Below are 23,542 nucleotides of genomic sequence, written 5' to 3' on the forward strand. Positions count from 1 at the left end.
TTCGCCACAACCTTGGTCTCGACGCGAGGGGGGTCGACGCGAAGGGGTCGACGCGAGGGGGCGACGCGAAGGGGGCGGCGGGGCGGCGCGAAGGGGGTCGGGGCGCAGGAGCGCTCTAGCGCGCGTCTGCTAACACTTCCAGCGCGGCGTTGTATCCGGGAATGAAGGAAATCGCCGGTCCTCCATGACATCCCGCACTCCCGAGATACAGGCCTTCGACGGGTAAGGGATCGCCCCGGTATCCGCGTGGCCCCGGTCTGTTGACGCCGATCTGGTCCGCGTGCACCAGCCCGAAGCAGTAGTCGCCGCCCGGCGCCCCGAACATGGTGCCCATGTGGCGGGGCGTGAATGTGGTGTGCCGCAGCACCGTGTCCTTGAAATCCGGTGCCAGCCGGGAGATCTTGTCCATCACCCGCTCCCCCATCTCTACCTTCATCTCGCCATACCGGGCATGCCCCGTCTCCACGGGGAACCACAAGGCGAACGCCGAGGCCGCGTGCTTACCCTCGGGCGCCAGCTGCGGGTCATGCAGGGACGGAATCTGGAACACCACCGCGGGATCGGCGGGCACCACACCCCGGCGACAGTCTTCCCACTGCGCCTGCAACTCCTCGGGCGTGCTGTACATCCCGACCGTCGATTGCATCTCCGGATCGTTCAGGTCCTGGTACGGCGCCGCGAACTCCGGCAGCGCGTCGAGAGCGAAGTGCATCTGCAGGTAGCTGCCGCGGTGATCGACCCGCGCGAATCGGTCCCGCTGATCGGGTGGAACAACCGATGAGTCCAACATCTCGACCATGGTGATATCCGGTGCGACGCACGAAATAACGACGGGTGCGGTGATTGTCGAGCCATCTTCCAAACCGACGCCGCTCACCCGGCCGTCGGATGTCAGGATTTGAGTCACCTTGCTGCGCAGCCGCACTTCACCGCCATGCCGAATCAAGAGCTCATGCAGATGCGACGTCAGCGCACCGATACCGCCTCGGAGCTTCTTCATCTGCAAGGCGGTCGCATCCGGCATCGCCAACCCGAAGGCCAGCGCGGCAGCGCTACCGGGGGTTTCCGGACCGCGGTAGGTCATGTTGAGCGCCAAAAACGCCAGCATTCCGCGCAGCACGCCATGTTTTTCTTTATCAGGAAAGTAGCGGTCCAGCACATCGGTGACCGATCCGAAAAGCATGTCGTTGATGCTTGCCCTCTCGAATTCGTTTGTCGCACAGGCGTACATCTCATCGAATGTTTTCGGCGGCTGCCCCACCTCAAATCGCCCCAACGCCCTCGTGGGCGCCTGGCTCCACGCCATGATCCCCGCCATGCCGTTGACCGCCTCGGCTCCGTGTACCTCGTTGAGATGGGTCAACAGCTTCATCGGATCGCTGTAGTAGACAAGCGGCTCGTCGCCAATCCCCCTGAGCGCCACGGACACAACATCGAGGTCGACGGTCGGCAGCGTGTCCAGCCCGAGATCGCGACTCAAGACGGCAGATGTCGGAAACTGGACGGATCCGGCGATCTCGAATCGGTAGCCGTCGAACAGCTCCACCGTCGACGCCATACCGCCGGCGTACAACTTCGCGTCGAGGCACAGGGTGTGCAGTCCCGACTGTTGCAGCTTCGCCGCTGCGGTGAGTCCGTTGTGCCCCGCGCCGATCACGATCGCCTCGAAGTCCGCCATGCCTCACGCTGACATGGCGCCAAAGTTTTGTCAATAGTGACAAAACTTAGTTTCAGGAAGCGTCGCCGATTCCCGCCTTCAGGAAGTCCAGCGCGGTACGACTGAGCCGCGCAAGCTCCTCGGGCGAGCGATTCTCGCCCAGCATCCACGCGTCCATGGCGCCGAAGACTGCCGCCGCAATGCTGCGCGCCGTCACGGTATTACGCAGGCGCACATCAGGATTGGTGTCGCCGTCACCGTCGCGAACGAGATGCTCCTCGATCGCCTCGGCGAACTCGGCCTCAACCTGCCGGATATGCCGCACGATGCGCGCGCGGTCGAGCTCCTGGTTACGCAGCGTCGCGATCTTGATCACCGCGTCGACGTCATAGGGCGCACTGAAGATCGCCGACTCCACCGATTCGAGGATGGGCTCGCCGGGAATCCTGGCGTCCAGCGCGCTGCGAAACCATTCCAAACCGAGGTCATAATCCGGGAAGAGCAGGTCATGCTTGGACTCGAAGTGACGATAGAAGGTACGTAACGAGACTCCGGCATCCGCGGCGATCTGCTCGACCGAGGTGTCCTCCACGCCCTGACCGAGAAAGCGCACGATCGCCGCCTGCCGAAGGGCAGCACGGGTCCGCTCACTGCGGACGGTCTGGGCCGGTCTGACCATGCTCGAAAGGTACCGCAAGGATCAATCAAGGCAAGTTATGTCACTATTGACAAAACTTCAGAGCGCTGTCAGGCTCCGGACATGGTGTCGCTCATCGTGCACGCGATCCTCGGAATCGCCGTCATCGCGCTCATCGTCGCCTCGAATCGACCGATATTCGCCCGAACCGCAACGGGTCCCGCGTTATCGCTGCTCGAAATCGTGTACTACGCCGTCGGCATTGCCTCGATCGCACTGGGCTGGTACTTCAACATCCGGTACGTCGCCGAGTACCACGTGTCCAACCCCATCACCGGGTGGATCGACTACATCAAGCTGATGTTCGTCAATCCCGCGGCGGGCTCGGCCAGCCAGGACTACACGATCGGCAATGTCATTCTGCTACCGCTGATGACGATCATCGACGGGTACCGCCGCGGCATCCGGCGCCCATGGCTTTACTTCGTCTCGAGCCTCTTCACAAGTTTTGCGTTCGCATGGGCCTTTTACCTGGTAACCGTCGAGCGCCAGCGCAGACACGAGAAGGCCTTGGCGGTGGCCGCGTAACCCGTTCGGGTTACATGCCTTTGGCGCGCCGCCCCAATTCGCGTGTGATCTCGCGGGTGGCGTCCCGCTTGGCCAGATCCTGACGCTTGTCGTGCGCCTGCTTACCGCGCGCCAACGCCAGCTCCACCTTGACCTTGCCGTCCAGGAAGTACAGCGACAACGGCACCAGTGTCAGGTTGCCATCGCGAACCTTGCCGACCAGCTGATCAATCTGCGCTCTGTGCAGCAACAGCTTCCGGTTCCGCAGCGGTGCGTGGTTGGTCCAGGTTCCGTGGTCGTACTGCGGGATATGCAACGCGCGCAGCCAGACCTCGCCGTCATCGATGGTGGCGAAGGCGTCTACCAGAGAGGCCTTGCCCTCGCGAAGGGTCTTGACCTCGGTGCCCACCAGCTGCACCCCGGCCTCGTAGACGTCGAGGATCGAATAGTTGTGCCGCGCCTTGCGATTGGACGCGATGATCTGGCGCCCGTCGGTCGGTTTCTTACTCATCGCCAGGACCTATCTACGCACGTACAGACGCAAGGTCACATAGGCGGTCACTCCGGCCAGCAGAATGCCCAGCGCCGCCATCTGAATCGACGCGAGGAACACATCTCCATAGGTGATCGGGGCAATCAGGTTGGCCTGAATGAACTGTTCCAACGCGCCGTTGAGGATGGTCACCCGCGCCACGATCAGACCGATCACCGCCAGCGCGACACCGGCAAGCGCCGCGATCACCGCCTCCAACAGGAACGGCAGTTGCGTGTACCAACGGGTGGCACCCACCAGACGCATGATGCCCACCTCGGTGCGCCGGGTGTATGCGGCGACCTGAACCATGTTGGCGATCAACAGAACCGCACCGACAGCCTGGACCAACGCGATCATGAACGCCGCGTCACGCAGGCTGTTCAGCACCGCGAACAAGCGGTCGATCAGATCTTTCTGGTTGAGCACACCCTTCACACCGGGCTTGCCGACGAAAGACTCGTCGAAATCTGCGTGCGTCTCCGGGTTCTTGAGCTTGACGATGAACGAGGCCGGGAACGCATCCTTGCTCACGTCCTTCATCAGGTCCCGGAACTGCGGCAGCCGCTTCTCCGCGTCCGCGTACGCGTCCTCGCGATTCACGAAGCGCACCGACTTGATATCGGAACGCTTCTCGATCTCATCGCGCAGACCCTTGCAGATATCGCTGCTGCAGTCGGGGTCGCTGGCCGACAGGTCCTCGGTGAGGAAGATCTGCGTCTCCACGCGGTCCAGGTAGATGGCCTTAGAGTTCTTGGCCAGCGATATCACCAGCAGACCACCACCGAACAATCCGATCGCGATCGCGGTGGTGATGATCATCGCCACCGTCATGGTCACATTGCGACGCAGGCCGGTGAGGACCTCGTTGAACAGGAATCCAAATCGCATGTTCTATTCCACTTACCTATCTACCCCGTAGACACCGCGCTGCTCGTCGCGGATCAGCTTGCCGAGCTCCAACTCGATGACGCGCTGGCGCATCGAGTCGACGATGTGATGGTCATGTGTCGCCATCAACACGGTGGTGCCGGTGCGGTTGATCCGCTCCAACAGCGCCATGATGTCCTCACTGGTCTCGGGGTCCAGGTTTCCGGTCGGCTCATCAGCCAGCAGCACCAGCGGACGGTTGACGAACGCGCGCGCGATACCGACACGCTGCTGTTCGCCACCGGACAACTCCGAGGGCAGCCGGCTGGCCTTACCGGTCAGGTTCACCATCTCCAGTACCTCGGGCACGATGCGGTTGATGATGTCGGTCTGCTTGCCGATCACCTCAAGCGCGAAGGCCACGTTCTCGTAGACCGTCTTCTGCTGTAACAGCCGGAAGTCCTGGAAAACACAGCCAATCGTCTGCCGAAGGTGCGGGATTTCGCGGCCGCGCAGCTTGTTGACGTGGAACTTGGAAACCTGGATGTCGCCCTTGGTGGGCAGCTCCTCGCCCAGCAGCAGCCGCATGAATGTCGACTTGCCCGAACCCGAAGGTCCGATGAGGAACACAAACTCACCCTTGTCGATCTCGAGGCTCACGTTGTCCAATGCGGGCCGAGCTGACGATTTGTAGAGCTTGGTTACCTTTTCGAGGCTGATCACGGCACGCCAGTCTAGCCGGGAAACCCGTGATGACCGTGAGGGCGCACTACGGCGCGGGGCTTGGAGGCGTCGCGGGAGGTGCACCCGGCGGCGGCGGAAGCTGCGGCGGGACCAGCCAGGGGGGCAACCATCCGGGTGGCGGAGGTGGGGTTGTCGTCGGGGGTGTCGGCGGCGTTCCGCTGGGTGTCAGCGTCGGAAATGTCGTGACGATGGTGTTCGTGGGCTCCGTCGTCGTGGTCGTGGTGGGCGCCGTAGTGGTCGTCGGACGCCTCGTGGTGCTAGGTACCGGTCGCGGCGTGGTCGTCGTGACGCTGGGCTTGGGCACCCAGGTGTATCCCGGCGGCGGCTGCGGAGGCGCCGGCTCGGGCTTGTTGATCTCGTAGAGCCAGCTCGCCGCGACGAACGCAAGAATGAGCATGGCGGTCGAGGTGCGGATCCTGACCTTTGCCCGAATCTTGGCCGCCGAGGACAGAAGCTTCTCCCAGAGCGGTTCCTGGCGAGGTTCACTCATTTGAGATCCTCGTCCTTCACGATCGGTTGGGGTTTGGTGTCAACGCCCTCGTCGCGGCCCTCCTCGCGCTTGGTGTCACGTTTGAGCTCTCCGGAGCTCGAGGACGACATGGTGCGCACCACCGGGCGGCTGTCTCCCACCAACGCCACTCCGGCCTTGGCCAGCGCCGCGATGACCTTGGCGCGCAGCCGCCGGCCCACCTCGAACTGCTTACCGGGCAGCGACCGCGCCACCATGCGCACGTTGACCCGGTCCACCTCGATGCTCTCCACACCCATCAGCGACGGGGCGTCGAGCAGCAGCTGCGACAGATCACGGTCCACCAGCGCCTGCTGGCAGACGTCGTACAACACATCGTTGACCCGGGCCAGGTCCACACTCGTGGGCACCGGGATATCGACGACCGCGCGGGCCCAGTCCTTCGACAAGTTGACCGCCTTGACGATCAACCCATTCGGAATGGTGATGACCTCGCCCTCACTGGAACGCAACTTGGTCACCCGCAGGGTGACCTCCTCGACGGTCCCCCGGGATTCGGTGGTCTGTCCCTGCACGTAGAGCTCCACCAGATCACCGAAGCCGTACTGCTTTTCGGTGATGAGAAAGAAACCACTCAACAGGTCCTGGACGACGCGCTGGGCGCCGAAACCGAGCGCGCCACCGAGCACCGCGGCGGGACCTGCGAGCCCGCCTATCGAAATGCCCAACACCCCAACGACGTGCACGGTGGTGACGACAACGACCAGCACCACGACGATCCAGGAGACGACGGAGGCGAGTGCCTGGCGATGCTTACTGGCCTCGGAGCGCACCAGCGCATCGCTCTGCGTAAACGAACGGTCCAGCCGGCGAGTGATCTTGTGCGCGCCCCAGTTGATGAAGCGCACGAGGATCATCGCACCCAGGACGGCGATGACGATCTGCAGACCGCTGTCGAGTAGCCAGCGACCAACCTCGCTGGACCACAGGGTGTTCCAGCGCTCGTGAAGGCGAAGGCTCGCCGCGTTGAACTCGGTGGCGCTAGTCATCGCGCCTATTGCGCCACCGAATTCCCGCCTCGATGAATCCGTCGATGTCCCCGTCCAGTACCGCCGCGGGATTACCTACCTCGTACTCGGTACGGAGGTCCTTGACCATCTGATACGGCTGCAGCACGTAGGAGCGCATCTGGGTGCCCCATGAACTGCCGCCATCACCCTTGAGCGCATCCATCTCGGCGCGCTCCTCCTGCCGCTTACGCTCCAGCAGCCTGGCCTGCAGCACGCGCATCGCCGCGACCTTGTTCTGCAGCTGCGACTTCTCGTTCTGGCAGGTGACGACGATCCCCGTCGGGATGTGAGTCAAACGCACCGCCGAGTCGGTGGTGTTCACCGACTGACCACCCGGGCCGCTCGATCGGTACACGTCGACGCGCAGATCGCCTTCGGGAATGTCGATGTGATCGGTCGTCTCCACCACCGGCAGCACCTCGACATCAGCGAACGAAGTCTGCCGCCGGCTCTGGTTGTCGAACGGGCTGATTCGCACCAACCGGTGCGTGCCCTGCTCGACCGACAGCGTGCCGTAGGCGAAGGGTGCGTGCACTGCGAAGGTCGCGCTCTTGATACCCGCCTCTTCGGCGTAGGAGGTGTCGAAAACCTCGACGGGATATTTGTGCGCCTCGGCCCAGCGGATGTACATGCGCATCAGCATTTCGGCCCAGTCCGCGGCGTCCACACCGCCGGCACCGGACCGGATGGTGACCACGGCTTCGCGTTCGTCGTACTCGCCCGACAACAGCGTCCGGACCTCCATGGCCTCGATGTCCTCGCGCAATTTGGCACGGTCGGCGTCGGCCTCTGCCACCACCGAGGGGTCATCGCCTTCCTCGGCGAGCTCGTAGAGCACCGGCAGATCGTCGAGACGCTGCCGCAGTGCTTCCACACGACGCAGCTCACCTTGTGCGTGCGAGAGCTGGCTGGTCACCTGCTGGGCGCGCGCCTGGTCATCCCACAGGTTGGGGTCGGCGGCGGCTTCTTCGAGTGTCTTGATCCGGGCACGCAGACCGTCGACGTCGAGCACCCGCTCCACCGTGGTGAGGGTCGTGTCGAGGTCAGCGATGTCGGCTTGGCAGTCCAGATCCACAACTGTTCAGGCTACCGGGCTGACGGAGCGCAATATTCCGACCCGATGTCTAGGTGCTGGCGCCCTGCCTGCCGTGGGTGACCGACGTGATGTGGTCGGCGCTGTAGCGCAGACGATTGCCCGCGTCGATGACCTCGGCTTCGGTGAGGCTGTCGGGTGTTCCCAGCACGCTGAGCATCACGGCAACCTCTCCCTCGGCGTTGAACACAGGCGCCCCCAGGAACCCGATCCGGCGTGGCTCACTGAAGTCGATCGGCTCGCCCATGCGGGCCAACAGAGCAGCGAGCACCGACTGAATGATGTCGCGCTTCTCGCCAACGGTGCCGTGGCGAGCTGCCTCGCCGAACTGCATGTAGAACTTGTCGACACGATCGCTGTGCACGGACGCGAAATATCCCTGCGCACGAATGCCGGCCAGCATGGCCTGCATCCCGTCCCAGAGTTCATCGGTAATCACCGGAGTAGCGCGAAGCAGCCATTGCCGCACGTCCGCATCGCACGCCCACGCCATGAACACCAGGCCCGCCGGCGCGCTGAGCCGAATGCGTTGCCCCACCTGGTAGCTGCCACCGCTGGGTGAGCGACCGTACGACGCGATCACCGCGACGTCCTCCCCCGCGATCATCGACCCCGTACATGCCGTGCCGAAAGCGGTGGCGAGTTGTTTCACCTCGGCGTCCACGACGTCGGCGATCTCAAATCGCATCCGGGCGGCATGACCGGTAATCAGTAGGGAGGGACCGATCGAATACGTCTTGTGGCGGGGATGGCGAACGATGTATCCGGCCTCGGTGAGCGCCTGAAGTATCGCGAGCGTCGATGCCGGGTTGACGCCTATTGCCTCGGCGATCTCGGTCATCGACAGCGGCTGAACGGGCCGCGCTGCCAGGTAATCGAGAACCTGGGTTGCGCGCACGACCGCGGGTGCGGACTTCGTCATTTCCACCCCGATCCGACTATCCGGCTGTTACTATTCCGTCGAATTTGATATATCGAATTTCAACAAGAAATGCAATACTCAACTACTTAGCTACCCGGGGGACTCGAACGACATGTACTCCTTCGGGCGGCAGCTGGCCGCGCTACCAAGATCACGGTACGGGCCATGGGCCGTTATCGCGGCCGGAGAGACCGAAACGGCGACCGCATTCGCGCGCCATATCGCCGCGAACGGCATCAACGTGGTGCTCGCGGCGCACAGCGGACGGGCCGACGCCTACACACTGGCCGTGACCTCGGGCGTGAGCGTGCGAACCGCATCGCCCGACGTCTTCACCGGCGAGCTCGCCGCGGCGACCGACGATATCGACGTAGGCCTGCTGGTATGCATCACCGACGAAGACAGCGGCAGCAGCCGCTTCGGCGAACCGGTACTGAACCGAATGCGCACGCTCTACCTCACCCATCGATTTGGCCACCGCATCGCCGATCGCAGCCGGGGCGGTATCATCATGGTGAGATCGCTGGCAACACAAAGGGTTTCACACCACACTCAACCCCGCAGCGCCGATTCGATGTTCACGGCGGGCATTCGCGATGACCTGGACAAGCAGGGCGTCGAGGTGGCCCTACTTGATGATTACGTGCCACACCGGCCCGCGATGGATGCCGACGACCTGGCGCTGATGGCATTGGCCCGCCTAGGACGGCGGCGCCACCGGCACTGCACCCACCAACGTGACCAGACCGACCGGCGCACGGCACGCGACGCCAACTGACCCACCGACGGTTGTGCACGTGCTGTTCAAATCCCCGTCCCTCCCTATCCAAACTGACGCACTGGTAAGTTCCTGACCGTGAGTCAGGATACGAACATCGCCCCCAAGACCGAGCTGCTTCACCCCACCCAGGACGACTTCGCCGAATTCGACGGTGAAACACGCCGGCTCCTGAAGGCCACCGTCGACTGGTTCGAGAATCGCGGCAAGACGCGCCTGCTCAAGGACTATGTCGACAAGGTCTTCTACCAGGACTTCCTGGACTTCGCGGCGAGCGAGAAGCTGTTCGCAACCTTCCTCACCCCGGCCGCCGACGGCGCCGGGAACGCCGACAAGCGCTGGGACACCGCCCGGGTGGCCAAGCTGTCGGAGATCCTCGGCTTCTACGGCCTGAACTACTGGTACCCGTGGCAGGTGACCGTGCTCGGGCTCGGGCCGGTGTGGCAGAGCACCAACACCGACCCGCGCAAGCGCGCTGCCGACCTGCTCGACGGTGGGGCCGTCGCGGCCTTCGGCCTGTCCGAGCAGGCCCACGGCGCCGATATCTACTCCACCGACCTGGTGCTCACTCCGGTCGAAGGTGGCGGATACAAGGCATCGGGCCGCAAGTACTACATCGGCAATGGCAACTGCGCCCGCATCGTGTCAGTGTTCGGCCGGGTCGAAGGCCGCGACGGACTGGACCAGTACGTCTTCTTCCTCGCCGACAGCGAGCACCCCAACTACACGGTGATCAAGAACGTCGTGCCGTCGCAGATGTACGTCGCAGAGTTCGAACTCGACGAGTACCCGGTCAGCGAGGACGACATCCTGCACGTCGGCGCCGACGCCTTCAGCGCCGCGCTCAACACCGTCAACATCGGCAAGTTCAACTTGTGCTTCGGCGGCATCGGCCTGTCGACTCACGCCCTGTACGAGTCGGTCACCCACGCACACAACCGCATTCTGTACGGCAGCCCGGTCACCAAGTTCGACCACGTGCGCCGCGAGTTCGTCGACGCCTACGCCCGGTTGATGGGTATGAAGCTGTTCAGCGAGCGCGCCGTGGATTACTTCCGCACCGCCAGCCCCGAGGACCGGCGCTACCTGCTGTTCAACCCGGTCACCAAGATGAAGGCCACCACCGAGGCCGAGAAGGTGCTGGCGTTGCTGGGGGATGTCATGTCGGCCAAGGCATTCGAGGCAGAGACCTACACCACCGCGGCACGTATCGACGTGGCCGGCCTGCCCAAGCTCGAGGGCACGGTGGCCGTCAACCTGGCTCTGATCCTCAAGTTCATGCCCGCCTACCTGCACCATTCCCAGGATCTCGCGGTTCCCGGAGTGCAGCTGGAAGCCCGCGACGACGAGTTCCTGTTCAACCAGGGCCCGGCCAGTGGCCTGGGCAAGGTCCAGTTCCACGATTGGCGCAAGCCGTTCGCGGAGAACGCCGGCATCCCGAATGTCGCGGCCTTCACCGAGCGCGCCGAGGCGCTGGCCACCTTGGTGGCCGCGGAGAAGGACGCCATCAAGAGCGCCGGACTGGATCTGCAGCTCAGCATCGGCGAGCTGTTCACCCTGGTGGTCTACGGCGGTCTGATCCTGGAACAGGCCAAGCTGCGAGGTGCCGACGAGCAGCTCATCGACCAGATCTTCGAGATCCTCAACCGGGATTTCTCGCAGTACGCGGTCGATCTGATCGGCAAGCGCGAGGCCACCGCGTCCCAACGGCAGTGGGCCAAGGACGTGATTTCAGAACCGGTATTCAATTCCGAACGCTTCGACGCGATCTGGAATCGGGTCGAGGCGCTGTCCGGCGTGTACGAAATGCGGGCCTAGTCCGCAGGTCTACCCGCGCACCCTCGTAACCGTCGCTAGCATCGGTGGGGTAACCCGTCCGCACAGGACCGCGGCCAGCCCCCCTGTCGGCCAGCCCATAGCCGACGACAGCCGCTGCCCCCTGGCGGGCAGATAAGGATGGACGAGGGTGCGCGCCGTTCACGTCGCCATCGTCGGTGCGGGGCCCTCGGGCTTCTTTGCCGCCGGATCGCTGCTCAAACACCCCGATTTCGACGTGCATGTTGACATGCTCGAAATGCTGCCCACCCCTTGGGGTTTGGTCCGGTCTGGGGTTGCACCGGATCACCCCAAGATCAAATCGGTCAGTGCGGTATTCGAGAAGACGGCAACGCACCCGCGCTTCCGGTTCTTCGGCAATATCGAAGTGGGAGAACAGATCACCGCCGAGGAGCTGGCGTCGCGCTATGACGCGGTGATCTACGCGGTGGGAGCCCAGTCCGACAAGCCCCTGGGCATCCCGGGCGATCAACTGCCGGGCTGCATCGCGGCCGTCGACGTGGTGGGTTGGTACAACGCCAACCCCACGTACCAGAAGGTGTCGGTCGACCTGTCGGGCGCACGCGCAGTGGTCGTCGGCAATGGCAACGTGGCGCTCGACGTCGCACGCATTCTGGGCATGGATCCGGAGTCGCTGCACACCACGGACATCGCCGATCGCGCCCTGGATTCGTTGGACCACAACGCGATCCGTGAGGTTGTGATCATCGGCCGGCGCGGGCCGCTGCAGGCCACCTTCACCCCACTGGAGCTGCGCGAGATGGGCGATCTGCCCGGTGTCGACGTCGTGGTGGACCCTGACGACCTGGCCGACATCACCGACGAGCAGTTGGCAGCCGCACCCAAGCCCACCCGCACCAACATCGACACCTTGCGCAAGTTCTCGGAACGACCGCACACCGAAGGCCATCGCAGAGTGGTGTTCCGGTTTCGCACCTCCCCCATCGAGCTGCACGGCGATACCGAGGTCGAATCAATCACTGTGGGCCACAACGAATTAGTAGATGAAGACGGGTACGTCGCGGCCCGCGACACGGGCGAACGCGAGACGCTGCCCACCCACCTGGTGGTGCGTGCCATCGGGTATCGCGGAGTTCCGGTGCCGGGATTGCCCTTCGATTCCCGGCGTGGGGTCATCCTCAACAACGCGGGACGCATCGAGGGCCGCGAGAACGAGTATGTGGTCGGCTGGATCAAACGCGGCCCGGTCGGCGTCATCGGAACCAACAAGAGCGACTCACAGGAGACGGTCGACACGCTGCTCGCGGATCTGACGACCGCCGACCTGGGCGCCGCACCCGATACCAAAGCCCTGGAGGAATGGCTTTTGGGGCACGAACCACACATCGTGTCCCAGTCTGATTGGCTGACCATCGATTCGCATGAGCGCGCAACCGGCGAGCCACAGGGCCGCCCCCGGGTGAAGCTCGAGACGGTGCCCGATCTGCTCGCCGCAACCGGACGACACGGCGAGCCATGACAGTGGTCTTCGCCCAAGAGGCTCATCCGTGACCGTCCACATCGTGGTGTCACAGGTCATGCCCGCCAGCTGCGAGCGGACGTTCGACCTGCTCCACGATTACGGCCGGCGACTGGAATGGGACACCCTGCTACGCCGCGCGTCGGTGGAGGGCGGCAAGGCCGATGTCGGCAAGGTGGCTGTCTGTACCGCGCGCTGGATCCTGGGCGGCTACTCGTTTCGCACCCGATACGTCACGTTCAAACCACCGCATCTGGCGGCCATCAAGCTCGAATCCACGCCGCCCTTCTTCAGCAAGTGGGCCGCCTCGCTCCGTCATGAACCAATCGAGAGCGACGATACCGATCTCGCCGCCGAGCACCGCGAGGATATGTCGCTGGCGACATACACCATGACCTTCACCTGCAGACCGGCGATCATCGAGCCCATCGCGGAGCGAATGTTCAAGCGTGAGACCGAGAATCGCCTCGCCGCGTTGGCGAACTTCTTGCAGCAGACCGCGTAGCTACAGCGGCGGAGGCTCGTAGTAGCGCGGCGGCGGTTCATGCTTCTTGGCCGGATCCTCCGTTGACGACGGACCCCCGAAAGCTGCCGGAGGTGGCGGCGGCGTTGCAGGCGGCGGTGGAGGGGGTACCTGATCGATGTTTTCGATCGATGGCGGGCCGCTCGGGTATTGCTGCGCAGTGGTGGCCCCCGGCGGCGGCGCTAACAACACATCCCAACGCTCGGGATTCTTCGGTGAGTACAGCACCGGAATCAGATCGCCGATGCGCGGCCAATCGTTGACGTCACGCACGATCTGCCGATAGGTGATGTATTCGGCGACCGTCGGACCATTGAGCGCACCGGTGATCGTAACCAGCTGCTCACCCGTCACTCCCTCGGGACGAGGGCTCACACCCGTCACCAACAGCGTCCCTTGCGCCGCGTTCGTACCGGATTGCGCCTGCCTGCCGCGCCGCATCTGCATGATGACGAAAGCCAGCGAGCCGCCGATGAGCAGTAGCACCACGAATTCCCACACACGTCCATGGTAGGACTGCAGGCATGACGCCCACCGTCTCCTTGCGCGAAGATCGTCGGCTGGCACTCGAATTGGCCGATGCTGCCGATGAAATCACCACGTCGCGGTTCGGTGCGCTCGATCTTCGGGTGGACACCAAGCCCGACCTGACGCCGGTAACCGACGCAGACACCTCGGTGGAGTCCGTCCTGCGCTCTCTGCTGCATCGATCACGTCCAGCGGACTCGGTGCTGGGCGAGGAATACGGCGGAGAGGCCGCCTTCAGCGGTCGGCAGTGGGTCATCGATCCCATCGACGGCACCAAGAACTTCGCACGTGGCGTCCCCATCTGGGCCACGCTCATCGCGTTGCTTGAAGACGGCGTCCCCGTCGTCGGAGTGATCAGTGCCCCGGCGCTGTCCCGCCGGTGGTGGGCGGCCGCCGGGCTCGGCGCGCACCGCCGGGTCGGCTCCGGCGAGGACGAGCTGATCCATGTTTCCGGGGTCGACCAGCTGGCGTCTGCCAGTCTGTCGTTCTCCAGCCTGTCGGGCTGGGCCGACCGCGGTACGCGCGATCGATTCATCGACTTCACCGACGCGGTGTGGCGGGTCCGGGGATACGGCGACTTCTTCTCGTACTGCCTGGTGGCCGAGGGAGCGGTCGACATCGCGGCCGAACCCGAGGTCTCGTTGTGGGACCTGGCCGCGCTGGACATCCTGGTGCGCGAGGCCGGCGGCACCTTCACGAATCTGGCCGGCGAGCCTGGCCCACATGGCGGTAGTGCCGTCGCAAGCAACGCATTGCTGCACGAGGAAGTACTGCGCGCCCTGTCCTAAGGGCCCAGCTTCTCGCACTCCCAGCGCCGCTTGAGAGCGGCAGAGCCCGCGTGCCGCGGGGTCCATCGGTGTGACATGCACCTCGTTTTGTGCGGACCTTACCGCTTAGTAAGATACGGTTCTTACTTCGGAGTAAGGTAACGATCAGTTACTCCGGCAGAACCCCACTTTGACCCCAGAAACGGCTGGTGACATGACCAACACGTTGACCCCGCGCGACGAGAAGAAGGCCGCCAAGAGCAAGAGCCTGGCGAAACACGAGACCGGCGTCGGCCTCCAGAAGCACAAGCGCGGCGCGATCGACATCCTCATCGCGGTGCTGACCCCGATCGCGGGTTCGGAGCTGCTGGACAAGTACAACCTGCGCGGAGCCTTCAACAAGGGCATCTTCGAGACCACGAAGGGCTTGTTCACCACGCTCGGCGTTGCCAACCGCACCTTCAAGAAGGTGACCGGCAGCAAGGGCGCCCCCAAGCGCCTCGACAAGGCGAACGCCGACTACTTCGACCTCACTCCCGAGGACGAGCAGAAGATGATCGCCGACACGGTGAAGGAATTCGCCGTCGAGGTCATCCGCCCGGCCGCCTACGAGTCGGACAAGAACAAGACCTACCCCGCCGATCTGCTGAGCAAGGTCGCCGAGCTGGGCGTCACCGCCATCAACATCCCCGAGGATTTCGACGGCATCGCCTCGCAGCGCTCGACCGTCACCAACTCCCTTGTCGCCGAAGCTCTCTCATACGGTGACCTGGGCCTGGCACTGCCGATCCTGGCGCCGTCAGGTGTGGCTTCCGCACTGACCAACTGGGGCAGCGCCGACCAGCAGGCCACCTACCTCAAGGAGTTCGCGGGCGAGAACGTGCCGCAGGCCTCTGTCGTCATCGCCGAGCCGCAGGCACTGTTCGATCCGTTCAGCCTGAAGACCACGGCCACCCGCACCCCCAGCGGTTTCCGCCTCAACGGCGTCAAGTCGCTGGTTCCCGCTGCCGCACAGGCCGAGCTGTTCATCGTGGCCGCCAACTACAACGGCCGCCCGTCGCTGTTCATCGTCGAGTCCGGCACCGAGGGCATCACGGTCGAGGAAGACCCGAGCATGGGTATCCGCGGCGCGGCCCTGGGCCGGCTGAACCTGAACAACGTCGCGGTTCCCGCCGCCGGCCTGCTGGGCGAGGACGGAGCCGGAGAGTCCGACTACTCGGAGGCCGTCGCACTGGCCCGTCTCGGCTGGGCATCCCTGGCGGTCGGCACCGGCCAGGCCGTGCTCGACTACGTGATCCCCTACGTCAAGCAGCGCGAGGCATTCGGCGAGCCCATCGCCCGCCGCCAGGCCGTTGCCTTCATGTGCGCCAACATCGCCATCGAGCTCGACGGTCTTCGTCTGGTAACGCTGCGCGGTGCCTCGCGCGCCGAGCAGGGCCTGCCGTTCATCCGCGAGGCCGCCCTGGCCCGCAAGCTGGCCACCGACAAGGGCATGCAGATCGGCCTCGACGGCGTGCAGCTGCTCGGCGGCCACGGCTTCACCAAGGAGCACCCGGTGGAGCGCTGGTACCGCAACCTGCGTGCCATCGGTGTCGCCGAAGGCGTCGTAGTCCTCTAAGCCCCGAACCTCTACTAAACGAAAGTCTTTCCATGGCAATCAATTTGGAACTCCCCAAGAAGTTGCAGGCGGTTCAGGAGAAGGGGCACCAGGGCGCTGCCGAGCTGGTACGGCCGATCTCCCGCAAGTACGACCTGGCCGAGCACACCTACCCCGTCGAGCTGGACACCCTGGAGACGCTGTTCGCCGGCGTCACCGCTGCGGGCACGTTCGCCTTCGCCGGTGCCGAGGCCTTCCGCGCCGAGGAGAACACCGAGAAGCAGAACGTCAACGGCGCCAACATGTCCGCGCTGCTGAATGCCCTCGAGATGAGCTGGGGCGACTGCGGTCTGCTGCTGACCATCCCCTTCCAGGGGCTGGGCAACGCCGCGGTGTCGAGCGTGACGACCAAGGAAGACGCCGACAAGTTCGGCAAGGTGTGGGCCGCCATGGCCATCACCGAGCCCGGCTTCGGTTCGGACTCTGCCGCGGTCACCACCACCGCCAAGCTCGATGGTGACGAGTACGTCATCAACGGCGAGAAGATCTTCGTCACCGCCGGTTCGCGTGCCACCCACATCGTGGTGTGGGCCACCCTGGACAAGACCAAGGGCCGTCCGGCCATCAAGTCTTTCCTGGTTCCGCGTGAGCACCCGGGCGTGACGATCGAGCGTCTCGAGGAGAAGCTCGGTATCAAGGCATCCGACACCGCGGTCATCCGCTTCGACAATGCACGGATCCCCAAGGACTACATCCTGTCCGATCCGGAGATCAACACCGAAAAGGGTTTCGGCGGTGTGATGAGCACCTTCGACAACACCCGCCCGATCGTCGCGGCCATGGCCGTCGGAGTCTCGCGGGCCTCGCTCGAGGAACTGCGCAAGATTCTTGAAGACGCCGGCATCGAGATCTCCTACGACCGGCCTGCTCACGCTCAGCACGCGGCCGCGGCCGAGTTCCTGCGCATGGAAGCCGACTGGGAGTCGTCGTACCTGCTGACCCTGCGTAGCGCATGGCAGGCCGACAACAACATCCCCAACTCGATGGAAGCGTCGATGGCCAAGGCCAAGGCCGGTCGGGTCGGTAGCGATGTGACCCTCAAGGCTGTCGAAATGGCTGGCACCACTGGCTATTCCGAGCGCACCCTGTTGGAGAAGTGGGGCCGCGACTCGAAGATCCTGGACATCTTCGAGGGCACCCAGCAGATCCAGCAGCTGGTGGTGGCCCGCCGCCTGCTGGGGCTGAGCTCCGCAGAACTCAAGTGATGCACTGATCAAGATCCATTGCGGCCCTTTCGGGAATCCCCCGGAGGGGCCGCAGTGGTTCCCGACGAGCGTTCTGTGAGCCAGCTGAGCGAAGTCTGGCAAAGACAGCTAAGCTCCCGTTTTTATCGGCGCGATACATCATCTTGTGGAGGACATATGTGGGTTCGGTCAGGTCTGCTTGCCCTGGTGAGCTGTTCCATCATTCCGTTCGGCGCGGGCCTCCCGGTGGCCAGCGCGGACGAATCGACCTGCGCCGCGATCAACCAGATGTCCAAGGCCGTCGATGACCCGGCCAACAACGGCCCGATCGTCACCGAGGCCCTGATGTACCTGCGCGGCGACAACCCCGCCTACTCCGGCCTGGACCGTCAGGTCGATGCCATTGGGCAGGCCCGCGACATGTGGGGACGGGTCAACGACGGCGTGCGCGCCAACCTGGACGGCATCACCGAACCCGGGCCCCGCCAGCAGCTCACCGCCTACGCCGACGGCCTGAGCGGCGCCTACGACCTCTCCGGAACGTGGCTGGTGGCCGCCCCCGAGGTGCGCTCCTCCCCCGAGATCATCGACCGTGGCGCTGCGGTGGGGGGCCTACTGTTCGACGGCGTCAACAACTTCCACGTGCTGTCCAACATCTGCAACGGGGGCGCGCACTAGGCGTGCGACTCGACCCAGCCGACGCACGGAGCCGTTTCCGGACGGCGACGGTGGCGAGGCTGGCGACGGTGCACGCATCGACTGTGCCGCACCTGGTTCCGGTGACCTTCGCGGTCGCCGATGATGTCATCTGCTGGGCGGTTGATCACAAGCCGAAGTCACGCAACGATTTACAGCGACTGCGCAACATCGCCGCGAATCCAGCCGCCAGCTTCCTGGTGGACCACTACGACGAGGATTGGTCGGCGTTGTGGTGGGCGCGCGCCGATGGCATAGCCCGGACACTCGACAAGCCCGATCCGGCCTGGATCAGCCTGCTGGCGAACAAGTATCGGCAGTATCGAGAAACTCCGCCAGCCGGCCCCATGGTGCTGACCGAAGTTTCCCGGTGGAGCGGGTGGACCGCCTCCCCCGTTCAGGCGTGACTACTCCGGCCTGATCCCATCGCGCGCGCAGTCCGCGAGCAACAGTCTCTTGATGACCTTGCCGGTGGACGTACGCGGCAGTGCGTTGACGAAGTACACGTCGCGGGGCACATGGAACTTGCTGAGCCGATTCTTGATGAAGGCGCGCACCATGTCCCCGTCGAGACCGGCGTCCTTGTGTAGCACGACGAACGCCGACAGCCGCTGACCGAAGCTGTCATCGGAGGTCCCGACAACGGCAACATCGGCAACCTGCGGCAAGAAGGCCAACGCGTCTTCCACCGGCCGGGGAAACACGTTTTCACCGCCGGAGATGATCATCTCGTCGTCGCGCCCATCGATGTACAGACGACCATCGGCATCCAGGTGACCCAGATCGCCGGTGTCCAGCAGACCGTTGACCGAGGCCGGAGACGGATCGGCGACGTACCCGTCGAACAACATCTCATTGCCGACGAAGATTCGTCCCGTCACGCCGCGCGGCACCGGGCGCCGGTCGGCATCGAGAATCGCGATGGTGGTGCCCAACGGCGGCCGCCCCACGGTGGTGGGAGCGATCGCAAGATCCGCGGGGTCGGCAATGGTGGCCCAGGACACTTCGGTGGACCCATAGAAGTTGTAGAGCACTTCACCAAACGCCTCGGTAAACCGTTGCACCAGTGAGGCATTCAGAGGCGACCCGCTGCAGGCAACCAATCGCAGGCTCGAAGTGTCGTACTTCTGGCGCACCGTGGCGGGCAGATCGACGATGCGCTGCAACATCACGGGGACGGCAATCAGCGTGGTCACCTTACGGGTGGCGATGGCCCGCAGGCATTCTTCCGGATCGAACTTCTCCTGCAGGATCACCGTCGCCCGCAGCGGGGTGCTGATCTGCAGGCAGCCCAGTCCCCAGGCATGGAAGACAGGCGCCGAGATGAGCATGGTCTCGTTCATCTTCATCGGCATCCGCGAAAGCATCGCGGCAATGACGGCGAACCCACGCGGCGTCGGCCGCAACGCTCCCTTGGGGGTTCCCGACGTTCCGGAGGTTTGCACCACCTGGTGGCCGGGACGGGTGGGCGGCAACACTCCCGGCTTGTCGGCGACAACGAAGTCATCGAGCCCGCGGCGGCCATTGATGGCACTGCGCCGGCCCGTGCTGACGAGCTCGACCTCCCAGGGCACGTACCTGACGAGTTCATCCAGATCGTCGTCGACGAACACCTTGGTGAGATTGTTCCGCGCCACAGCAATCTGGATCTGGGTTGCTGCCAATGCGTTGTTGAGAAGCATCACGTCCACACCGAGCATGCCGAAGGCAATGAGGCACTCGACCATGGCAATGTTGTTGCGAGCCAGCAGGCCAATCTTGGACGTTTCATTGATACCGTCGCGCATCAGACCGGTGGCCATCGCCTCGGCGCGCCGGTCGAGTTGCTCAAAGGTCAGCTGTCCGGCGTCATCGGCGATCGCGAGCTGCTTGGGGGCACGGGCCGCCGCGGCCGCGTATCCGCCCTGAAGAGTGAATCCCCACCGCGCCAGTGAACCCAACTGGCGAAGTCCGCGGTCGGGGCGCGGGATACGCACCACGCCGACCCCCACCATCAGCCGGGCGATGCTGAGTTGAATATTTCCGTTATCACCCATGTTGGACACGGTGGAAGTCGACGCGCCGGACAGATAGTCGTCGATTTTGTCCAGCCCATCCATCAACCACTGGTTTACCGCCACGCTCGGCTTCTTGATGCCGGGTGGTAAGACGGAGGCCGCCCGCAACACCGTGATGCGTACCCGGGTCTGCGCCGAACGTTCCTCGAACAACCGGACCGAGATCAGTCCGTCGTTATCGACTCCCTCGATAGCCAGGCTTTCCTTGGTGTTGCTGAGAATCAGCCGAACGCGCGCCGTGGTCTTGGCCGACAGCACCAGGTATTCGGGATCGGGCCCTGTTTCGGTGTTCTCGATCAAGGTCTCGCAGGAACCGACGCCGGTAAAGAACATCGGGTACATGTCGGGTGAGCTGATCAGTTCCCACACCAGCCCGCGCGGGTGACTGAGCAACTTGTCGCAACTAATTACATCAGCGACCATAATAGTAGTCCTACCTGGGGTTTTCGGTCATGCACCGCGCGAGCGTACCCGATGACGCGGATCACTGCCCAGGAACAGATGTGGTTCCTGTCACTGCCGTGACCAGATTGCCCAGTGCAGCGCGGGGCGATTGCCCGCAACCCCAGCCGGACATATCCGCGGCCAGGCAAACACTGCGTGAAGGCCCTACCTAGATGTGGGGAGCCTCGCGGATCTTGCTGCTGTCGTTCCCCAGCGTCTTGCAGTACATCGTGACCGAGGTACGTGTCGCGGAGATCTCCAGATTCGAGGCATCACGCCCACGCTGATCCTTGAGCATCTTGCTCACCGCGTCGTTCTGCTTCTGCTCCTCGGCGGCGATGAAGTCCTTGCATGGGGTATCCCCACCCTGATTGATGACACCCGAGCATCCCGCGAGCAGCGCGACTGCCACGAAACCGGTTCCAGCCAAGACCTTCACAGCGCTCATGCCGTGACAGTAACTCATCACCGAACCCAGCTCCGGCAAGATGTACCTTGAGCCGGAGATAGGGAGGGTCATGTTCCATCTGTTCAACGAGCGCTCGCGACAGGTCATCGTGATCGCACAGGAGGAAGCACGCGAACGCCAGCACAACTATCTCGGAGCAGAACACCTCCTGCTGGGTCTACTCGGCGAAGGCACCGGCCTGGGCGCCCGGCTGCTCGCTACCGCCGGAGTCCGTTTTGAGAACGGGTCACGGGTCATTCAGCAGCTCGTGCCGTTGGGCCAGGAGCCGCCAACCGAGAAGATGGCGTTTACTCCGGGCGCCCAGCAGACACTTGAGCTGGCGATGACCGCGTCCACAAGCAGGCGGCACACGGAAATCTGCACGGGGCACCTACTTTTGGGGCTCGTGGACGCGGCCGACCCCCTCATCATCCAAATCTGGGAGAAGCTCAACGTGGACGTTCTGGACCTCTGGGATAACGTCCGGGCCCATCTGGACGAGAACCTCGGCGACTAGGACGCGGTTAGGCGTACGCAGGTCGTGACTGCGCGGCGATGCTCTTCTCCCCCGCGCTCGCGGCCCGCCGCAGAGCCCCGTACTCGCCGAAATATCCGGCCACACTGCCCACCGCCGGCAGCATTCCCAGATAACGGAAAATCGGCTTGGGCTGCGGCCGTTTTTCCAGCTCATCGCCGATGGCCCGCAGGATGCCCGCGAGGTGCCACAGGGTGCGGGCCAGGGCGAACGGCGACCAGCTCCGCGGCGTCTCCGGGTCCTGATCGTCGGCGCCGGCCAGCGCCGCATCGCTGAGGGTGCGATTGCACAGCACCTTCGCCAGCAGCCGGACTTGCTCCTGGTGATCACCGATACCAAGCTCGCGGGCGATGGCCACCAGGACAATGGCCTGGTTGGAGAATCCCAGCAGGTCCTGTACGGGCAGCCGTGCCGCGAGTGCACCGAAAATCCCTGGGAACGCGACAAATACGGTATTGACGGCGCCCACGCGCTGCACCCACCAGTGCACCTTTCCGCGCGTGTCCAGCTGCTCCCAGGCGCGGGTGCCCGGGGTTGTGGCCGTGTTCAGAGCGCAGGCCAGGGCATCAAGCGCCTTGTCGACGACTCCGTCGCCTTCGCCCAGCTCGTAGGTGCGTTCCTTGAGTCCAAAGGGATCGGACTGCGCCAGCACGGTCAGGACGGGGTTGATCACCCGGACAGCGCGGCTCAATGCGTCGGCGATATCGGCATCGGAGAGCACGGCATTTGGTAACGCGATGAGACCCATATGCCCATCATCTCGCGGCCGGAGTCCAGGCGCGCGACGGGGATCGATTCCTCTGAATTCAGACCGTCAAATCGCCACGGCGTGAACGTGATCGGGCGTACTGTGCCCTCAGCACAACAAGATAAGGACGGGCAATGAAGCTCATGGTCTCGACCCCAGAGAGCGACGAGGGCTGATCCGTGGCACTCGCAGCAACTCTGATCACCGTCTGCACCACTGCGGTCGGTGCGACAGCATTCGGCGCTTCGCTCGCCATCACTCCGCAGCCCCCGGACACTGTTCTCTACGTCATCAGTTCAGATCGCCCGTTAACGGCGATTACCTGGCGAGACAGCCTCGGGCATATGCGTGAGCAGCCCGTCGACGGCTCTCAGCGCACCTGGACCTGGACCTTTACCAGCGATATCACCGATCCCCCGTACTTCGTCAGCGCCCAGTCCGCAGGGGCCGAAGCGACATGCCGCTTGATCGTCAACGGCAAGGTCAAGGTCGAAAACACCGCCGCGGCGCAGGACTCAACCGCCACCTGCCACGGATAGCGCTCGCCACGGGGTCAGCGATGCTTCGCGACCGTCAGCAACACCGCCGAGTCCACGGCGTTCCATGTCTCGGCGGGTCGGCCCGTCAACCCTCCCTCAACCCTTCTTCAGCTCCTCGGCGAACATCACGAGGATGCCGCTGGGACCGCGAAGGTACGTGAGCTTGTAGACGTCCTCGTAGGTGGCGACACCGCGTAACGGATGGCAGCCGTGCCTGGCGGCTATCTCGATGGCCTCATCGATGTCGTCGACCGAGAACGCGACGCGATGCATGCCAATGTCATTGGGACGAGTGGGGTTCGACGCTATTGCTTCGGGGTGGATGTACTCGAAGAGTTCGATCCGACCATGGCCGTCTGGCGTCTGAAGCATCGCGATGTTCGCGTGATTGCCGTCCAGACCGACGGCCGTGTCAGTCCACTCGCCGCTGACGGTGGCGCGACCGAGGACTGTGAGACCGAGGTCGGTGAAAAACGCGATAGCGGCTTCGAGATCCTCAACGGCGATGCCGACGTTTTCGAGCTTGATGGCCATCGCAGGGATGCTACCGAGCCGGGCAGCGAGAGTGGCCGAACATCTCGGAGTAAAAATGACGCAGGCCAGAGACTGAGTCTCTGGCCTGCGTACCTAGTAGCGGGGACAGGATTTGAACCTGCGACCTCTGGGTTATGAGCCCAGCGAGCTACCGAGCTGCTCCACCCCGCGGTGGTGAACACAAGGTTACCGGGCGCAGTGCGTGGCACCAAATCGTTTACCTGGCC

The 23,542-nt window shown here is 64.0% G+C and carries 26 protein-coding genes and 1 tRNA gene; 12 read left to right on the forward strand and 15 right to left on the reverse strand.

Going from position 1 to position 23,542, the window contains the following annotated elements; all coding sequences use genetic code 11:
• Window positions 1-115: 115 nt before the first annotated feature.
• Window positions 116-1,678, reverse strand: a complete 1,563-nt coding sequence (locus tag AOT87_RS20100; protein WP_057966970.1) for an NAD(P)/FAD-dependent oxidoreductase — start codon at window positions 1,676-1,678, stop codon at window positions 116-118.
• A gap of 52 nt (window positions 1,679-1,730) precedes the next feature.
• Entirely contained in the window at window positions 1,731-2,336 is a 606-nt protein-coding gene (locus AOT87_RS20105) for a TetR/AcrR family transcriptional regulator (protein WP_057966971.1), read from the reverse strand.
• 81 nt (window positions 2,337-2,417) lie between these two features.
• Here AOT87_RS20105 and AOT87_RS20110 point away from each other — a divergent pair, with 81 nt between their 5' ends.
• Window positions 2,418-2,882 carry a DUF2834 domain-containing protein gene (locus tag AOT87_RS20110; RefSeq protein WP_057964390.1) on the forward strand — a complete coding sequence of 155 codons (465 nt, stop codon included), beginning with the start codon at window positions 2,418-2,420 and terminating at the stop codon, window positions 2,880-2,882.
• A 10-nt stretch (window positions 2,883-2,892) separates the two neighbouring features.
• On the opposite strand, the gene smpB is transcribed toward AOT87_RS20110, so the two are convergent.
• Genes smpB through AOT87_RS20145 form a run of 7 tightly spaced genes read right to left on the reverse strand, consistent with a single transcriptional unit; the run spans window position 2,893 to window position 8,561 of the window.
• Window positions 2,893-3,372 carry an SsrA-binding protein SmpB gene (smpB, locus tag AOT87_RS20115; RefSeq protein WP_030096994.1) on the reverse strand — a complete coding sequence of 160 codons (480 nt, stop codon included), beginning with the start codon at window positions 3,370-3,372 and terminating at the stop codon, window positions 2,893-2,895.
• Between the two features lie 9 nt (window positions 3,373-3,381).
• On the reverse strand, window positions 3,382-4,284 hold the full coding sequence (gene ftsX, locus AOT87_RS20120) for a permease-like cell division protein FtsX (RefSeq protein WP_057966972.1): 903 nt from the start codon (window positions 4,282-4,284) through the stop codon (window positions 3,382-3,384).
• 12 nt (window positions 4,285-4,296) lie between these two features.
• A complete protein-coding gene (gene ftsE, locus AOT87_RS20125; protein WP_057966973.1) occupies window positions 4,297-4,986 on the reverse strand; it encodes a cell division ATP-binding protein FtsE in 690 nt (229 codons plus the stop codon).
• A 46-nt stretch (window positions 4,987-5,032) separates the two neighbouring features.
• Window positions 5,033-5,497: a hypothetical protein gene (locus tag AOT87_RS29425; protein WP_109398796.1), complete on the reverse strand. Its 465-nt coding sequence runs from the start codon at window positions 5,495-5,497 to the stop codon at window positions 5,033-5,035.
• Window positions 5,494-6,525 carry a mechanosensitive ion channel family protein gene (locus tag AOT87_RS20135; RefSeq protein ID WP_046254401.1) on the reverse strand — a complete coding sequence of 344 codons (1,032 nt, stop codon included), beginning with the start codon at window positions 6,523-6,525 and terminating at the stop codon, window positions 5,494-5,496. Before AOT87_RS20135 ends, AOT87_RS29425 begins: the two co-directional genes overlap by 4 nt.
• A complete protein-coding gene (prfB, locus tag AOT87_RS20140) occupies window positions 6,518-7,621 on the reverse strand; it encodes a peptide chain release factor 2 (RefSeq protein WP_030096989.1) in 1,104 nt (367 codons plus the stop codon). The genes AOT87_RS20135 and prfB overlap by 8 nt, the downstream gene beginning before the upstream one ends.
• A 49-nt stretch (window positions 7,622-7,670) precedes the next feature.
• Window positions 7,671-8,561, reverse strand: a complete 891-nt coding sequence (locus AOT87_RS20145; protein WP_057966989.1) for a helix-turn-helix domain-containing protein — start codon at window positions 8,559-8,561, stop codon at window positions 7,671-7,673.
• A 112-nt stretch (window positions 8,562-8,673) separates the two neighbouring features.
• Between AOT87_RS20145 and AOT87_RS20150 the strand changes: the two genes are divergently transcribed.
• From AOT87_RS20150 to AOT87_RS20165, 4 genes are all read left to right on the forward strand, one after another.
• Complete coding sequence (locus AOT87_RS20150; RefSeq protein ID WP_057966974.1) at window positions 8,674-9,339, forward strand: hypothetical protein; 666 nt, start codon at window positions 8,674-8,676, stop codon at window positions 9,337-9,339.
• A 78-nt stretch (window positions 9,340-9,417) separates the two neighbouring features.
• Window positions 9,418-11,157, forward strand: a complete 1,740-nt coding sequence (locus AOT87_RS20155; protein WP_030096986.1) for an acyl-CoA dehydrogenase — start codon at window positions 9,418-9,420, stop codon at window positions 11,155-11,157.
• Window positions 11,158-11,305: 148 nt separating this feature from the next.
• Entirely contained in the window at window positions 11,306-12,655 is a 1,350-nt protein-coding gene (locus tag AOT87_RS20160; protein ID WP_057966975.1) for an FAD-dependent oxidoreductase, read from the forward strand.
• A 28-nt stretch (window positions 12,656-12,683) separates the two neighbouring features.
• Complete coding sequence (locus tag AOT87_RS20165) at window positions 12,684-13,160, forward strand: SRPBCC family protein (RefSeq protein ID WP_057966976.1); 477 nt, start codon at window positions 12,684-12,686, stop codon at window positions 13,158-13,160.
• Here the strand turns inward: AOT87_RS20165 and AOT87_RS20170 are convergent, their stop codons facing one another.
• Window positions 13,161-13,679 carry a hypothetical protein gene (locus tag AOT87_RS20170; RefSeq protein ID WP_109398795.1) on the reverse strand — a complete coding sequence of 173 codons (519 nt, stop codon included), beginning with the start codon at window positions 13,677-13,679 and terminating at the stop codon, window positions 13,161-13,163.
• Window positions 13,680-13,702: 23 nt separating this feature from the next.
• On the opposite strand from AOT87_RS20170, the gene hisN reads away from it, so the two are divergent.
• The 5 genes from hisN to AOT87_RS20195 all read left to right on the forward strand — a co-directional run bounded on the left by hisN (window position 13,703) and on the right by AOT87_RS20195 (window position 18,417).
• Window positions 13,703-14,494: a histidinol-phosphatase gene (hisN, locus tag AOT87_RS20175; RefSeq protein ID WP_057966977.1), complete on the forward strand. Its 792-nt coding sequence runs from the start codon at window positions 13,703-13,705 to the stop codon at window positions 14,492-14,494.
• 193 nt (window positions 14,495-14,687) lie between these two features.
• Window positions 14,688-16,091: an acyl-CoA dehydrogenase family protein gene (locus AOT87_RS20180; RefSeq protein WP_057964393.1), complete on the forward strand. Its 1,404-nt coding sequence runs from the start codon at window positions 14,688-14,690 to the stop codon at window positions 16,089-16,091.
• Between the two features lie 32 nt (window positions 16,092-16,123).
• Window positions 16,124-17,335 carry an acyl-CoA dehydrogenase family protein gene (locus tag AOT87_RS20185; RefSeq protein ID WP_030096980.1) on the forward strand — a complete coding sequence of 404 codons (1,212 nt, stop codon included), beginning with the start codon at window positions 16,124-16,126 and terminating at the stop codon, window positions 17,333-17,335.
• Window positions 17,336-17,491: 156 nt separating this feature from the next.
• Window positions 17,492-17,992, forward strand: a complete 501-nt coding sequence (locus AOT87_RS20190) for a hypothetical protein (RefSeq protein WP_030096979.1) — start codon at window positions 17,492-17,494, stop codon at window positions 17,990-17,992.
• A gap of 2 nt (window positions 17,993-17,994) precedes the next feature.
• Complete coding sequence (locus tag AOT87_RS20195) at window positions 17,995-18,417, forward strand: TIGR03668 family PPOX class F420-dependent oxidoreductase (protein ID WP_057966978.1); 423 nt, start codon at window positions 17,995-17,997, stop codon at window positions 18,415-18,417.
• Here the strand turns inward: AOT87_RS20195 and AOT87_RS20200 are convergent, their stop codons facing one another.
• A complete protein-coding gene (locus AOT87_RS20200; RefSeq protein WP_057966979.1) occupies window positions 18,418-20,490 on the reverse strand; it encodes an AMP-binding protein in 2,073 nt (690 codons plus the stop codon).
• A gap of 190 nt (window positions 20,491-20,680) precedes the next feature.
• The gene (locus tag AOT87_RS20205; RefSeq protein WP_075908196.1) at window positions 20,681-20,977 is read right to left on the reverse strand and encodes a hypothetical protein; all 297 of its coding nucleotides are present in this window, start codon (window positions 20,975-20,977) and stop codon (window positions 20,681-20,683) included.
• Between the two features lie 52 nt (window positions 20,978-21,029).
• Between AOT87_RS20205 and AOT87_RS20210 the strand changes: the two genes are divergently transcribed.
• On the forward strand, window positions 21,030-21,476 hold the full coding sequence (locus tag AOT87_RS20210; RefSeq protein ID WP_109398799.1) for a Clp protease N-terminal domain-containing protein: 447 nt from the start codon (window positions 21,030-21,032) through the stop codon (window positions 21,474-21,476).
• Between the two features lie 7 nt (window positions 21,477-21,483).
• Here AOT87_RS20210 and AOT87_RS20215 read toward each other — a convergent pair whose 3' ends face one another.
• Entirely contained in the window at window positions 21,484-22,242 is a 759-nt protein-coding gene (locus AOT87_RS20215) for a hypothetical protein (protein ID WP_057966982.1), read from the reverse strand.
• A 179-nt stretch (window positions 22,243-22,421) separates the two neighbouring features.
• Between AOT87_RS20215 and AOT87_RS20220 the strand changes: the two genes are divergently transcribed.
• Complete coding sequence (locus AOT87_RS20220; protein WP_057966983.1) at window positions 22,422-22,781, forward strand: MmpS family transport accessory protein; 360 nt, start codon at window positions 22,422-22,424, stop codon at window positions 22,779-22,781.
• Between the two features lie 96 nt (window positions 22,782-22,877).
• On the opposite strand, the gene AOT87_RS20225 is transcribed toward AOT87_RS20220, so the two are convergent.
• On the reverse strand, window positions 22,878-23,315 hold the full coding sequence (locus tag AOT87_RS20225; RefSeq protein WP_057966984.1) for a VOC family protein: 438 nt from the start codon (window positions 23,313-23,315) through the stop codon (window positions 22,878-22,880).
• 97 nt (window positions 23,316-23,412) lie between these two features.
• A tRNA-Met gene (locus tag AOT87_RS20230) sits at window positions 23,413-23,486 on the reverse strand.
• Window positions 23,487-23,542 lie beyond the last annotated feature (56 nt).

Origin of the sequence: Mycobacteroides sp. H003 (genome assembly GCF_001440135.1) — a bacterium.
Classification (GTDB): domain Bacteria; phylum Actinomycetota; class Actinomycetes; order Mycobacteriales; family Mycobacteriaceae; genus Mycobacterium; species Mycobacterium gwanakae.